This is a genomic window from Xanthomonas sp. fls2-241-TYG-148 (assembly GCF_030208815.1).
In the GTDB taxonomy this organism is placed as follows: Bacteria; Pseudomonadota; Gammaproteobacteria; order Xanthomonadales; family Xanthomonadaceae; genus Xanthomonas; species Xanthomonas campestris.
On the sequence record NZ_JARVTE010000018.1, the window covers coordinates 70,002 to 82,794 of the forward strand.

13 protein-coding genes are annotated in these 12,793 nt (G+C 66.9%); 8 read left to right on the forward strand and 5 right to left on the reverse strand.

Going from position 1 to position 12,793, the window contains the following annotated elements; translation table 11 throughout:
- Positions 1-12: 12 nt before the first annotated feature.
- Entirely contained in the window at positions 13-1,353 is a 1,341-nt protein-coding gene (gene xylA / locus QRM60_RS16820; RefSeq protein WP_285446663.1) for a xylose isomerase, read from the reverse strand.
- Between the two features lie 416 nt (positions 1,354-1,769).
- On the opposite strand from xylA, the gene ttcA reads away from it, so the two are divergent.
- The 3 genes from ttcA to QRM60_RS16835 all read left to right on the forward strand — a co-directional run bounded on the left by ttcA (position 1,770) and on the right by QRM60_RS16835 (position 4,474).
- Positions 1,770-2,672, forward strand: coding sequence for a tRNA 2-thiocytidine(32) synthetase TtcA (ttcA, locus tag QRM60_RS16825; RefSeq protein WP_115541525.1), 903 nt, complete (start codon positions 1,770-1,772; stop codon positions 2,670-2,672).
- A 65-nt stretch (positions 2,673-2,737) separates the two neighbouring features.
- On the forward strand, positions 2,738-3,646 hold the full coding sequence (locus QRM60_RS16830) for a recombination-associated protein RdgC (protein WP_114999333.1): 909 nt from the start codon (positions 2,738-2,740) through the stop codon (positions 3,644-3,646).
- Between the two features lie 42 nt (positions 3,647-3,688).
- On the forward strand, positions 3,689-4,474 hold the full coding sequence (locus tag QRM60_RS16835; protein ID WP_285446664.1) for a SprT family zinc-dependent metalloprotease: 786 nt from the start codon (positions 3,689-3,691) through the stop codon (positions 4,472-4,474).
- Positions 4,475-5,081: 607 nt separating this feature from the next.
- On the opposite strand, the gene QRM60_RS16840 is transcribed toward QRM60_RS16835, so the two are convergent.
- Complete coding sequence (locus tag QRM60_RS16840; protein WP_285446665.1) at positions 5,082-5,954, reverse strand: alpha/beta hydrolase; 873 nt, start codon at positions 5,952-5,954, stop codon at positions 5,082-5,084.
- Complete coding sequence (hemH, locus tag QRM60_RS16845) at positions 5,951-6,916, reverse strand: ferrochelatase (RefSeq protein ID WP_043921524.1); 966 nt, start codon at positions 6,914-6,916, stop codon at positions 5,951-5,953. Before hemH ends, QRM60_RS16840 begins: the two co-directional genes overlap by 4 nt.
- 154 nt (positions 6,917-7,070) lie before the next feature.
- Between hemH and QRM60_RS16850 the strand changes: the two genes are divergently transcribed.
- The 5 genes from QRM60_RS16850 to QRM60_RS16870 all read left to right on the forward strand — a co-directional run bounded on the left by QRM60_RS16850 (position 7,071) and on the right by QRM60_RS16870 (position 10,317).
- Positions 7,071-7,967 carry a YSC84-related protein gene (locus QRM60_RS16850; RefSeq protein WP_057673647.1) on the forward strand — a complete coding sequence of 299 codons (897 nt, stop codon included), beginning with the start codon at positions 7,071-7,073 and terminating at the stop codon, positions 7,965-7,967.
- A gap of 72 nt (positions 7,968-8,039) precedes the next feature.
- Positions 8,040-8,267, forward strand: a complete 228-nt coding sequence (gene tatA, locus QRM60_RS16855) for a Sec-independent protein translocase subunit TatA (RefSeq protein ID WP_011039162.1) — start codon at positions 8,040-8,042, stop codon at positions 8,265-8,267.
- Between the two features lie 15 nt (positions 8,268-8,282).
- On the forward strand, positions 8,283-8,870 hold the full coding sequence (gene tatB, locus QRM60_RS16860) for a Sec-independent protein translocase protein TatB (RefSeq protein WP_285446666.1): 588 nt from the start codon (positions 8,283-8,285) through the stop codon (positions 8,868-8,870).
- Positions 8,867-9,604, forward strand: coding sequence for a twin-arginine translocase subunit TatC (tatC, locus tag QRM60_RS16865; protein ID WP_011039160.1), 738 nt, complete (start codon positions 8,867-8,869; stop codon positions 9,602-9,604). Before tatB ends, tatC begins: the two co-directional genes overlap by 4 nt.
- A gap of 119 nt (positions 9,605-9,723) precedes the next feature.
- Positions 9,724-10,317, forward strand: a complete 594-nt coding sequence (locus tag QRM60_RS16870; RefSeq protein WP_042595858.1) for a hypothetical protein — start codon at positions 9,724-9,726, stop codon at positions 10,315-10,317.
- A gap of 194 nt (positions 10,318-10,511) precedes the next feature.
- Here QRM60_RS16870 and QRM60_RS16875 read toward each other — a convergent pair whose 3' ends face one another.
- Both QRM60_RS16875 and QRM60_RS16880 read right to left on the reverse strand, forming a co-directional pair.
- Positions 10,512-11,411, reverse strand: a complete 900-nt coding sequence (locus tag QRM60_RS16875) for a BPSS1780 family membrane protein (RefSeq protein ID WP_011039159.1) — start codon at positions 11,409-11,411, stop codon at positions 10,512-10,514.
- A gap of 45 nt (positions 11,412-11,456) precedes the next feature.
- Positions 11,457-12,221 (reverse strand): glutamine amidotransferase, encoded by a 765-nt coding sequence (locus QRM60_RS16880; RefSeq protein ID WP_285446667.1) that lies wholly within the window; start codon positions 12,219-12,221, stop codon positions 11,457-11,459.
- Positions 12,222-12,793: the final 572 nt, after the last annotated feature.

Sequence of the window (12,793 nt, forward strand, 5' to 3'; positions counted from 1 at the left end):
AGCAGCGAGACATCAACGCGTCAGGTACTGATTGATCAGGTTCTCGTAGGCTTCCTGGCGGCCGCTGAGTTGCGTCGGCTCGCCCTTGCCGGCGGCGTACGTGGCCAGATCCGCCAGCGTGCTGGTGCCGTTGGCAAAGTCTGCGCCCGCGCCGCTGTCGAAGCTGGCGTAACGCTGCGCGCGCCAGGTTTCCAGCGGTGAGGAGGTCAGCAGCGCGTCGGCCACTTCCAGCCCGCGTGCGAACGCGTCCATGCCGCCGATGTGGGCCAGGAACAGGTCCTGCGGGTCGGACGATTCACGCCGCACCTTGGCGTCGAAGTTCAGCCCTCCCGGTGCCAGCCCGCCCTGACGCAGCACCACCAGCATCGCGCCGACGGTGTCGTACAGGTCGGTCGGGAACTGGTCGGTATCCCAGCCGTTTTGCGGGTTGCCACGGTTGGCATCGATGCTGCCGAGCAAGCCGGCATCGCTGGCCACTTGCAGATCGTGCTCGAAGCTGTGGCCCGACAGCGTGGCGTGGTTGGCTTCGATATTGAGCTTGAAATCCTGGTCCAGGCCATGCTGGCGCAGGAAGCCGATCACCGTGGCGCTGTCGAAGTCGTACTGGTGCTTCATCGGCTCCATCGGCTTGGGCTCGATCAGGAAATTGCCGGTGAAGCCGATCGCGCGGCCGTAGTCGCGTGCCAGGGTGAGGAAGCGCGCCATGTTGTCCTGCTCGCGCTTCATCTGCGTGTTGTGCAGGCAGGCGTAGCCTTCGCGGCCGCCCCAGAACACGTAGTTCTCGCCGCCCAGCTCCACCGTGGCATCGATCGCAGCCTTGACCTGCACTGCGGCGCGCGCCACGACGTTGAAGTCCGGATTGGTGGAGGCACCATTCATGTAGCGCGGGTGCGAGAACAGATTGGCGGTGCCCCACAGCAGCTTGACGCCGGTATCGGCCTGGCGCTGCTTGGCAATGCCCACCATGTGCTTGAGGTTGTTTTCGTACTCGCCGATGTCGTCCGCATCCGGCGCCAGATCGATGTCGTGGAAGCAGTAGTACGGCACACCGAGCTTGGTGAAGAATTCGAACGCGGCATCGGACTTGGCTTCGGCACGCGCCAGCGCGGTGTTGCCGACATCCCACGGATACGCACGCGTGCCCGGGCCGAACGGATCGGCGCCATTGCCGCAGAAGCTGTGCCAGTAGGCCACTGCAAAGCGCAGGTGCTCGGCCATGGTCTTGCCGGCGACCTGCTTGTTGGCGTCGTACACCTTGAACGCAAGCGGGTTGTCCGAATCACGGCCTTCGAAGCCGATCTTGCCGATGCCGGGGAAATATTCTTTCGCGCCGATGAAAACGGTGTTGCTCATGGGGTCAAGCTCCTGCAGAGGGAGAGGGCAATGGGGCTGCGCGCAACGCCGTGACGGTGCTGCGCGCGGAGCAGGGTTGCATGCAGCGCACGCTCGGGGGTTGCACAATGTTAGCGCTACCAAAACTGCGACTGAAAAAAGCCGCGCCATGCAGCGAAGCCGAGTGGGTCATGCCGATCCTGCGTCGAACGGTCCGGGCGACTTTACCCAGCCCGCGCCAGAAAGGCTTGCTGCGCTGCGAGATGCGCAGCGCGGCCGCGTGCGCTGTCACACAATCGCCGCAGGGGGCGGGGCTGCCAGTGGCCGGCCGCCGCCAAGGCAGGCGCGACGGCCATCGCCGGCATCGGCGCGGTCACGCCGCGCCAGCGGGCCGGCGCTCAGGCAGCGGCGGTCCGGCCAGCTACAATGGCCGGCTTATGACCGCTGTCCTGCCGCTGCCGCTTCCCTTGGCCGATCCCGCGCCGCGCACCCCGCGGCTGCAGCGCGAGCCGCTGCGCCTGGCCAAGCGGCTGCGCCACGCGGTGGGCCAGGCGATTGCCGATTTCGGCATGATCGCCCCCGGTGACAAGGTGATGGTCTGCCTGTCCGGCGGCAAGGACAGCTACACCTTGCTGGACATGCTGCTGCAGCTGCAGCGCAAGGCCCCGGTGCCGTTCACGCTGGTGGCGGTGAACCTGGACCAGAAGCAGCCGGACTTTCCCGCCGACGTGCTGCCCACCTACCTGCGCGCCCAGCAGGTGCCGTTCGACATCATCGAACAGGACACCTATTCGGTGGTCAGCCGGGTGATCCCGCAGGGCAAGACGATGTGTTCGCTGTGCTCGCGGCTGCGCCGTGGCGCGCTCTACGCTTACGCGCAGGCGCACGGGGTGACCAAGATTGCGCTGGGCCATCACCGCGACGACATCGTGGCGACCTTTTTCATGAACCTGTTTCATCACGCCCGGCTCGCGGCGATGGCGCCCAAGCTGCGCAGCGACGACGGCGCGCATGTGGTGATCCGCCCGCTGGCCTATGTGCGCGAGGCCGACATCGCCGCCTACGCGCAGGCCCGCCAGTTCCCGATCATTCCCTGCAACCTGTGCGGCAGCCAGGAAAACCTGCAGCGCCAGCAGGTCGGGCGCATGCTGCAGCAGTGGGACCGCGAGCAGCCCGGCCGCGTGGACCAGATCGCCCGCGCGCTGGGCGATGTGCGTCCGGAGCAGCTGGCCGACCGCACGTTATTTGATTTTCTGGGATTGGGCGGCGGCGCCGATGCACCGCTGCCCGATGCCGCTGGCTGGTTGGCCGGCAGCGCTGCCGAGCACGCGCGCGACTAGCGCAGACGCCGTTACCGACCACCTCACTCCCGCGCCACCTTCTTTCCTCCTCTTCGGTCTTTCGCATGTTCTTTCGCAATCTCACGCTGTTCCGCTTCCCGACCACCCTGGATTTTTCCGAAATCGAAACGCTGCTGCCGCAGGTGCAGCTCAAGCCGGTTGGCCCGCTGGAAATGACCTCGCGCGGATTCATCTCCCCGTTCGGCCGCGACGAGCACGAATTACTCTCGCACCGGCTTGAGGATTTCCTGTGGCTCACCGTTGGCGGCGAAGACAAGATCCTGCCCGGCGCGGTGGTGAACGATCTGCTCGAGCGCAAGGTGGCCGAGATCGAAGAGAAGGAAGGCCGCCGCCCCGGTGGCAAAGCGCGCAAGCGTCTGAAGGACGACCTGATCCACGAGCTGCTGCCGCGTGCCTTCGTCAAGAGCTCGCGCACCGACGCCATCCTGGACCTGCAGCACGGCTACATCGCGGTCAACACCTCCAGCCGCAAGAGCGGCGAGAACGTGATGAGCGAGATCCGCGGCGCACTCGGCAGCTTCCCGGCGCTGCCGTTGAATGCCGAAGTCGCCCCGCGCGCCATCCTCACCGGCTGGATCGCCGGCGAGCCGTTGCCCGAAGGCCTGAGCCTGGGCGAAGAGTGCGAGATGAAGGACCCGATCGAAGGCGGTGCGGTGGTTAAGTGCCAGCACCAGGAATTGCGCGGCGACGAGATCGACAAGCACCTGGAAGCGGGCAAGCAGGTCACCAAGCTGGCGCTGGTGATGGACGACAACCTGTCCTTCGTGCTCGGCGACGATCTGGTGATCCGCAAGCTCAAGTTCCTTGATGGCGCACTGGACCAGCTCGAGCACAGCGAAGGCGACGGCGCACGTGCCGAACTCGACGCGCGCTTTGCGCTGATGAGCGCCGAAGTGCGACGCCTGTTCCTGTTGCTGGAAGACGCCTTGAAGCTGAGCAAGGCCGAGGCCTGATCGGTCTCACCGGCTGACACATCGCAGCGCTATCCTGTGGCCATGTTCAAGCCTGTCCGCCGCCTCATCGCACCCGCACCGCAGGTCGTCGAACGCGACTGCGTGCGCCTGCAGCTGGAAGGGCGCGAGATCGTCGTGCTGCGCGTGCGCGACCCGCGCGCGCGGCGCATCAAGCTCCGTGTGGATGAACGCGGCGCGCGGCTGACCCTGCCGCTGCGTGCAAGCCTGGTGGCCGGCGAGCGTTTTTTGCACGCGCATCTGGACTGGCTGAGCACGCAGCTGTCGCGCTACCAGCAGGTGGATGCGCTACCGCCGCTGGAGCGTGGCGTGCCCGGCCTGCTGCCGTTGCGCGGCGCGTTGCTGCCGTTGAGCTGGCACGACGGGCGCTATGCCCGCATCGACATCACCGATGACGGCGCCCAGTTCCACGTCCCGGCGCGCCTGGGGGATGCCGGGCTGCGGCGCACCTTGAAGGAATTCTACGAAGCGCAGGCGCGCGCCGATATCGGCCGCTGGCTGCCCACCTACCTGCCGGGATTGCCGCGCGCGCCTGCCCGTCTGCGGTTGAAGGTGATGTCCTCGCAGTGGGGCTCGCTGGCACCGGACGGCTCGCTGGCGCTGGACCTGGCGCTGGTGCTCGGCCGCCCCTCGGCGTTCGAATACGTGCTGGTGCACGAGCTCTGCCATCTGGTGCAGGCCAACCATTCGCCGGCGTTCTGGGCCGAGGTGGAACAGCGCTTTCCCGCCTGGCGCGACGAGCGCAGCTATTTCCACGAACACGGCCGCCAGCTCAAGGCGCAACTGCGGCGGTTGCTGCAGGCGGAGTGATCGGCGGCGCGCAAGCGCGCGTGCTGGACACTCTGGGCGAACGCAACCTCACTGGCGCCAGAGAAGGGACGCGTGGTGCGCTGACGCCGCACCGAGATCTCCCATCTGTCCAGCCGTCTTGATTTGCCGACGCCTGACAGTGCTGTAAAAACCGGCAGGGCCGGGCTGGACAACGCAGACCTCACGGCAGTGCGTGCGGCGCCACGTGCATCGCGCTACCGCCACGCATACGCCGCTGCGCGCGCCAGCTGCCCACACGCAGGCAACGACAGCCACGGATAACGGGTCGCCAATGCGGTCTGCACGGCATCAATCATCACAGCAAGCGGCTCATTGCCGCGCCACAGCTGCGGGTCGCAGGCTGCAGCCCAGACCTGCTGCAGAAGAGGGCGGTCCTGCGCTTGCAGTGACGCGCACACGCTGTCGAAGAATGTCCACGGCGTGTGCCACGCCTGGAACGCTTCGATCGCGGTGACAACGTGGACAGGCGTGTTCAACGCGAGACCTCGATGGTGATGTGCAGTGATCCGCCGTGCAAACAACTACACACGATGCGTTTTTCAGTGCACGCGTTTGTCGAATGCCGTTGTCAGCGGAGCGTGTGTTCTTACGCGCGCGGCGTCGGCAGCCCAGCCAGGAACGCATTGATCACCGCCGCCACCGCCTCGGGTGCCACCATGTGCACATGGTGCGTGCCGGGCAGCAGGTGCAGGCGCGCGTCGGCCACCATCGCCACACGATGGTCGCGCAGGTCGTCGGGGAAATACGGCTGCGCCGGCGTGGCGAAAATGGCCTGGGTGGGGCAAACGATACTGCTCAACAGCGCATCGATCTGCACTTCGGTCATGCGGATGGCGGTGGGCAGGGTGAGCCGCGGGTCCGAGCACCAGCTGTAGCCCCCTTCCACCACGCGTACGCCGCGCTCCACCAGTAGGCGGGCCGCCGGCTCGGTGAGCTGGTTGGCCATCATGCGCGCACGCACCGGCATCTCCATCGACGGGAACACCCGCAGCGGCCGCTGCGCCAGCGTGCGCGTGGAACTGACAGCCTCGCGCAGACGGCTGGCGGTGCTCTCCACCGGCTCGGCCAGCGCGCCCAGCGCCTCGATCGCGATCAAAGCCTCGACCCGTTCCGGGGCAGCCGCGGCCATCAGGCTGGCCACACCGCCGCCGAGCGAGTGGCCCAGCACGGTGAAGCGTTCCCAGCCCAGCGCATCGGCCACCAGCAGCAAATTGTGGATGGCGCTGCTGAGCGTGTATTCGGCGCCCACCGGCAGCCACGCGCTGTGGCCGTGGCCGGGCAGGTCGAGCAACACCAGATCCAGCGCATCGGCCGGCAGGTGCGCGCTCAGCGGCAGGAAGCTGGCTGCGTTGTCCAGCCAGCCATGCAGCGCCAACACCCGGCGTGGCCCGCGCTCGGCAGTGCGCAGCCCGGTGATGCGGCCAATCGGCAAGTCGCAGTGAAACGGCTGCAACCTCACGCGCGGCGGGCCACTGCGGCCAACGCCTGCGCATGCGTGGTGCTGTCATTGAGGCAGGGGATGTAGCTCAGCGTGGCGCCGCGTTCGGCCAGCGTTTCGGCAAAGCCCAGCGCCACTTCTTCCAGCGTTTCCAGGCAGTCGGTGGCAAAGCCCGGGCACACCAGGTCGAAGCTGCGCACGCCGCCTTCGGCCAGTGCCCACAGCGTGGGTTCGGCATACGGCTGCAACCAGCGTTCTGCACCGAAGCGCGACTGGTAGCCCATCTGCCACGCATCCGGGCCCAGGCCCAGCGCGGTGACGATCGCCTGCGCGCTGCGTTCGCACTGCTGCGGATACGGGTCGCCGGCGTTGGCCACGCGTTGCGGCAGGCCATGGAAGGAGAACATCAGCTTCTCGCTGCGCCCATGCACCTGCCAGTGCGCACGGATGGAATCGGCGATCGCCGCCACCCAGCCGGCGTCTTCGCAATAGTCCTGGATCACCTCCACCGCGATCTCCGGCGCGCTCGGGCGCCAAGCATCCACCACGTCCTGGATCGAGGCGGTGGTGGTGGTCGAATACTGCGGATACAGCGGCAGCACTACGATGCGCTTGATGCCGCGTGCACGCAGGCCATCCATCGCTTTGCGCAGGGCCGGCGCGCCGTAGCGCATGGCCCAGGTGACGTGCCAGTCGGGCATGACCTGCTGCAGGCCTTCGGTCAGGCGCCGCGTGTACACCGCCAGTGGCGAGCCGTCCGGCAGCCACACCTTGGCGTATTTTTCTGCCGACTTGGGGCCGCGGATGGGCAGGATCACGCCATATAGCAGCGGCTTCCAGAACAGCGGCGGGATGGCGACCACGCGGCGGTCGCTGAGAAACTCGGCCAGGTAGCGGCGCACGGCCGGGGCAGTGGGCGACTCGGGGGTGCCGAGGTTGACCACCAGCAGAGCGGTGTCGGAAGTGGTGTTCATGGCGACCATTCTGGCAGAGCTTGGCGAGCCTGCCGAATGCACCGATCCGATCACTGCGATCGGGCCCGTCTGCGCCCCGGGTGCGCTCACCACCGATTCATTGCCCCGCGACTAACGTCGCGCCATTGATTTATCTTTGACGGATTGCCCTTTGGAGCTTGTCATGCCTCGTTTGTCGCGCCTGGCCCTGTTGTTGTCGCTGACCTTCGCTGCCGGCCATGCCGTGGCGGGCCCGGAAGAGGATCAGCGCGCGCGTAATGCGGTGCGGGTGCTCAACGAGATCATGAACATCCCCGAGCAGGCCATCCCCGACAAGCTGCTCGACGAAGCGCGCGCGATCGTGGTCATCCCCGACACGCTCAAGGCCGGCCTGGTGATTGGCGGCCGTCGCGGCCACGGCCTGATGTCGATGAAGAACGCTGACGGCAGCTGGTCGCAGCCGGTGTTCGTCAAGCTCACCGGCGGCAGCATCGGCTTCCAGGCCGGCGTGCAGTCTTCCGATGTGGTGCTGGTGTTCCGCAACGACCGCAGCCTGGACAACATCGTCAACGGCAAGTTCACCCTGGGCGCCGATGCCGGCGTGGCCGCAGGCCCGGTGGGCCGCAACGCCGCCGCCGCCACCGACGGCCAGCTCAAGGCCGAAATCTGGTCCTGGTCGCGCGCCCGTGGCCTGTTTGCTGGCGTGGCGCTGGACGGCGCGGTGCTGCAGATCGACGATGCCGCCGACCTCAACGCCTACGGCGGCGGCGCCACCCCGCGCATGATCTTCGAAGGCCGCACCAACGAGCGCCCGTCCACCGACGTGATCGCCTTCCGCGACCGTCTGGAAGAGGTCACCTACACCGCGCGCACCAACCGCAGCAGCGATGGCGACACGCCGCCGCCCGCGCCGCGCCCGGTCAGCCAGTCGCCCGCGCAGGCCCCGGCGACGCCACCGCCGCCGGGCAACGAGGCCAGCACCATGCCGATCCAGCCCTCGGCCACGCCGCCCCAGCAGCAAGGCTTTCAGCCGGTCTCCGATGGTGAAATCCGCACCGAATCACTAGACGGCAACCGCTGACCGGCTGTCATCCCCCTGCGCGGTGCGGTGGGGTATCCTGAGTCTCCTATTCTTCAAGCGAGCGAGCGGATCATGGGCAGTTTCAGCATTTGGCACTGGCTGATCGTGCTGGTGATCGTGCTGCTGGTGTTTGGCACCAAGCGGCTCACCAGTGGTGCCAAGGATCTCGGCAGCGCAGTCAAGGAATTCAAGAAGGGCATGCACGACGACGACAAGCCGGCTGGCAAGCTCGGCGACGACTCGCGTAGCGCCGAGCAGGCCCGCGAGGCGCAGGCCGAGCGCGACCGCGACGCGCGCTGATCCGGAACAGCGTCCGTGTTCGATATTGGGTTTAGCGAGCTGGCGCTGATCGCGGTGGTTGCCCTGGTGGTGCTCGGTCCCGAGCGCCTGCCCAAGGCCGCGCGATTTGCCGGGTTGTGGGTGCGCCGCGCGCGCATGCAGTGGGATTCGGTCAAGCAGGAACTCGAACGCGAGCTCGAAGCCGAAGAGCTTAAGCGCAGCCTGCAGGATGTACAGGCGTCGCTGCGCGAAGCCGAAGGCCAGCTGCGCAACACGCAGCAACAGGTCGAAGACGGCGCACGCGGCCTGCATGACCAAGCACGCGAACTCCACGACGAGGTCGGCCGCGATATCGACATCCGCACCAGCGCCACGCCGCTTGCCGCACCGCTCGAGCTGCCGGCCGATGCGCCGGTGGTGCTGGAGCCGGGCAGCGCGCAGCCGCACGCGCCTGTTCCAGCGCCTGCGCCGGTGGTCGCCCAGGCACAACCGATGGCGCCGGCGCCCAAGCAGACCTTGGTGCCGGCACCGCACGGCAGCCTGACCTCCACCCCGGTCACGACGCATGCTCCCAGCGCGTCGGTGACCGCCAGCAGCACCAGTCCCCAGGAGAAGGCGCCTTGAGCCTGTTCGACGACGCACAGGCCGAAAGCAGTCTGATCGAGCATCTGGTCGAATTGCGCAGCCGGCTGGTCCGCGCGCTGATCGGCCTGGGTGTGGTGCTGATCGCGTTGCTGCCGTTCTCGCGCACCATTTACTCGTGGCTCGCCGCCCCGCTGATCTCGCAGCTGCCGCTGGGGCAGACGATGATCGCGATGAACCCGGCCGGCGCATTCTTCGCCCCGCTCAAGCTGACCTTCTTCGTGGCGGTGTTTTTCAGCGTGCCGTGGCTGTTGTACCAGGCATGGGCGTTCGTGGCGCCGGGCCTGTACCAGCGCGAAAAGAAGCTGGCCTTCCCGTTGCTGGCCTCGGCGGTGGCGCTGTTCTACATCGGCTGTGCGTTTGCGTACTTTCTGGTGCTGCCGGCGGTGTTCCACTTCCTGACGACCTTCAAGCCGGACGTCATCGCCATTACGCCGGACGCCAATTCCTACCTGGACTTCGTGCTGGCGATCTTCTTCGCCTTCGGCGCGAGTTTCGAGTTGCCGGTGGCGCTGGTGATCCTGGTGCTGATGGGCTGGGTCAGCCCCAAGCAGCTGAGCGAAGGCCGCGGCTACGCCATCGTCGGCATCTTCGTCCTGGCCGCCGTGCTCACTCCCCCGGACGTGGTCTCGCAGCTGATGCTCGCCATCCCGATGTGCCTGCTCTACGAACTGGGCATCATCGCCTCACGTGCCGTGGCGCCGAAGGCGAGTTAGTGCGCGCAGCAGCGCAAGCGCGCTCTTACGGATGCCGTGGCACGGGTACAAACACGCTCCCGGACACGAAGGTGCTGACAGACGCGTAGGCTGCATCCAGCCACCAGGTTGGATCGAAAATGCCGAAAACCGCTTCGGAGCAGCTATTCGAGATTTTCTGCGCCCACCATCGGTTGGACTGTCAGCGGATTGCCGAGACGTCTGCCAGTACACCCGACTATCACGTCCGGCTGGGCAGCACGGCGGTGGCCGTCGAAATCAAGCAGATCGAAAGTAGACGCGGAGTCGATCCAGACGGTGGATGGTCACGAACCATTGGCTGGCACGTCCGTCAGAAGATTGCCGAGGCGCGTGCCCAGCTGCGCGTCGCCGCCAGTGCGGGCATGCCGGCCATCTTGTTGATTCACAACACGGTTGATCCGATGCAGCTGTTCGGTACCGAACAGCATGACTTTCTCAGCGCCATGTATGGCGAGCTGACGGTCCGAATCGATGCGTCTGGCCGTGCGGCAAGCGGTCTTTTCCACGGGCGCAATGCGCGCTTGCGGGAGACTGCGAACACGTCTTTCAGCGGCGTGGGGCATCTGCACGCAACGCGCTCAGGTGCGGAGGTGATCATTTACGAAAACGTGTTTGCAGCGCATCCATTGCCATTTGGCGCCATACCCGACTGCATCACGACCGTTCGGGTGGAACTCGACCATACGGTCTGACGCTGCGGAACCGGATCGAATTTCGTAGGAGCGCACCCGGGCGCGATGGGCTTTTCCGGGAAATCTCCGGCGTCGAGAGAAGCTAGCCTCCGCGCTCGCCAGAATGGCTTCTGGTAGGAGCGCACTTGTGCGCGACGAGGCCTTACCGGTAGAGCCGCATCGCGCGCAAGCGCGCTCTTACGGATGCTGCGGTATCAGGCAGCAAATACGTCCGGGCGCGAGGGCGGCGGCGGGCGGGCGACGGCGCCTTCGTGGGTGAACATCTGCTTCCAGGCCGCGTATACCGAGCCGGCGAAGACCGGCATCAGCACGGCCATCAGCAGCAGCTGGGCAAGCCACATCGCCACGGTCTGGCCGGCCACCAGGCCGACGATCAGCGCCACAATCATCACCGCGAAATAGATCGCGAAGATGGCGATGAAGGCCAGTACGAAGAACACCAGCATCGCCGGCAGGTTGTGCAGGCTGGCGCGCAGGCTTTCGCGCAACGCATGGCCGCCGGTGCTGCGGTCGAACATCACCTGCGGCGGCATCACGAACAGGGCCAGCGTCAGCGCGGCGAAGGTCGCCACCATCAGCAGCAACCACAGCAGGATACGGCCGGCCGGCAAGCTGGCGGCCAGTTGCTCGATCTGCACCGGGTCCGGCTGCGCGCCGGACTGGCTGATCTCGTTGATCTTGACCATCACCTCGGACAGCTGCTGCAGCCCGCTCGGGCCGATCATCACCAGCAGCAGCACGCCCAGCACCAGGCCGGCCAGCAACTGCGGCAACAGCGAGACCAGCAGATGCGGCGCGCGGCCGTCCTGCAGGCCGTGCAGCAGGTGCCCGGGCCGGGCAACGCGGCCTTCGTCCACTTCGCGCACCGCCCACAGCAGGCCGCCCATGAACAACGGGCCGGCCAGCACCATCAGGAATTGCAGCGCCGGGCCCAGCAACGGCACCAGCACCGACAGCGACACCACCAGGGTGGCGGCCACACTCCAGATCACCCCCAGCGTGCCCAGCGCCAGCGGCGCCCGCTTCAGCAGGGAGAACCCGGTCAACAGCCATTCTGCGCCGGCAGATGCCGGCACCTTGCGGATTTCGCTCATTCCCATTCCGGATCGATACGCACCGGACCACCCGGCGAATGGGGATTATCGCTGCTTTTGCGTGTGCGCGGCGGGATGGCCGGCCACAGTTTGCAAGCCACGTGCGTGGTGGACGAAGCGCCGCAGCAGCTTGCGCGCCATCGGTGCGGCGCTGACCTCGCTGGCCACGGTGCGGGCGCAGCGGCCGTGGCGGGCGATGCAGTCCGCCCGCGCGCGCACATAGCCGCGCATATGGTGGGTGGCGAACTCGGGGTGGAACTGCACGCCCCAGGTGGACTGGCCCCAGCGGAACGCGTGGCACTGATCCTGCGGCGAGCGCGCCAGCACCACCGCGCCGTCGGGCGCACGCAGCACGGTCTGCAAATGGGTGGCATGCGCCGGGAACTGCGGCGGAAGCCCGCCGAACAAGGGGTCTTCGTGCGCGGGCGGGTGCAGTTCCAGGGCGATGGTGCCGGATTCGCGCCCGGCCGGGTTGTAGTCGACCTGCCCGCCGAGCGCGTGTGCGATCAACTGGTGGCCGTAGCAGATGCCCAGCAAGGGCATGCCGGCGTGCGCCGCATCGCGCAGCCACTCCGCACTGCGCTCGCTCCAGTCGGCGCGATCGGTGACGAACGCGGCCGAGCCGCTGATCAAGGTGCCGGCAAAGCCGCGGCGGTCGGGTAGGCGGTCGCCGTTGGCGACATCGATGACCACCGTCTCACGCTCGGCCAGCCCGGCCGCCACGCGGATCCAGTGCGGAAATCGCCCGTACCGTTTCATCCCCGACACAGGGTGGCCGGTTTCGATGATCAGGAACGGCAAGGCGGACATGCGGACGAAACACCCGGCAGCGATGGATGGGTCCGATTGTAGGCAGCAGCGGCCGGGTTTTTTCAACTGGCGTGCCAACGCATGTAGCTAAGGTTATGCCGGATGGCTATGTATGAGGTTTGGAGACCGGGCTAGGCGGGGGGGGGGGGCTGGCTACGCGCGCTGTGCAGGGAAGAGCAGTGATGGCTGGGATGGTTTGTGGTCACGTTGGTCCCCGACTTGAGTGTGCAGTGATCGCCGCGCCACTGATTCGGCCGTCCTCGGCCGTGCCGTGGACTTGGTCAATGGTGAGAATTCCCCGCCGATTGCGACTTGCAACATGTGCGTGCTGACGTACCCTCATCCGCCCTTCGGGCACCTTCTCCCGCTGGGAGAAGGGAGCAACGGTGTGAGAACGGAGCGAGCCCCTCTACCGCCCGGGCGAGAGGGCACGGCTTGCGCGCCACTGGCGCGCGTGCCTTTGGGCGTCCACGTCGCAAACGCGGGCCGGGGCGCGATCGAGGCCCCTCTCCCGCCGGGAGAGGGGTTGGGGTGAGGGGTGCCTGCGCCGTTAACGGTGCAAACCCCAGCAA

Coding starts and splice junctions, on each gene's coding strand:
- xylA (WP_285446663.1), bottom strand. CDS start 1,353: ATGAGCAACACCGTTTTCATCGGCGCGAAAGAATATTTCCCCGGCATC.
- ttcA (WP_115541525.1), top strand. CDS start 1,770: ATGACCGCTGTCCTGCCGCTGCCGCTTCCCTTGGCCGATCCCGCGCCG.
- QRM60_RS16830 (WP_114999333.1), top strand. CDS start 2,738: ATGTTCTTTCGCAATCTCACGCTGTTCCGCTTCCCGACCACCCTGGAT.
- QRM60_RS16835 (WP_285446664.1), top strand. CDS start 3,689: ATGTTCAAGCCTGTCCGCCGCCTCATCGCACCCGCACCGCAGGTCGTC.
- hemH (WP_043921524.1), bottom strand. CDS start 6,916: ATGGTCGCCATGAACACCACTTCCGACACCGCTCTGCTGGTGGTCAAC.
- QRM60_RS16850 (WP_057673647.1), top strand. CDS start 7,071: ATGCCTCGTTTGTCGCGCCTGGCCCTGTTGTTGTCGCTGACCTTCGCT.
- tatA (WP_011039162.1), top strand. CDS start 8,040: ATGGGCAGTTTCAGCATTTGGCACTGGCTGATCGTGCTGGTGATCGTG.
- QRM60_RS16870 (WP_042595858.1), top strand. CDS start 9,724: ATGCCGAAAACCGCTTCGGAGCAGCTATTCGAGATTTTCTGCGCCCAC.
- QRM60_RS16875 (WP_011039159.1), bottom strand. CDS start 11,411: ATGAGCGAAATCCGCAAGGTGCCGGCATCTGCCGGCGCAGAATGGCTG.
- QRM60_RS16880 (WP_285446667.1), bottom strand. CDS start 12,221: ATGTCCGCCTTGCCGTTCCTGATCATCGAAACCGGCCACCCTGTGTCG.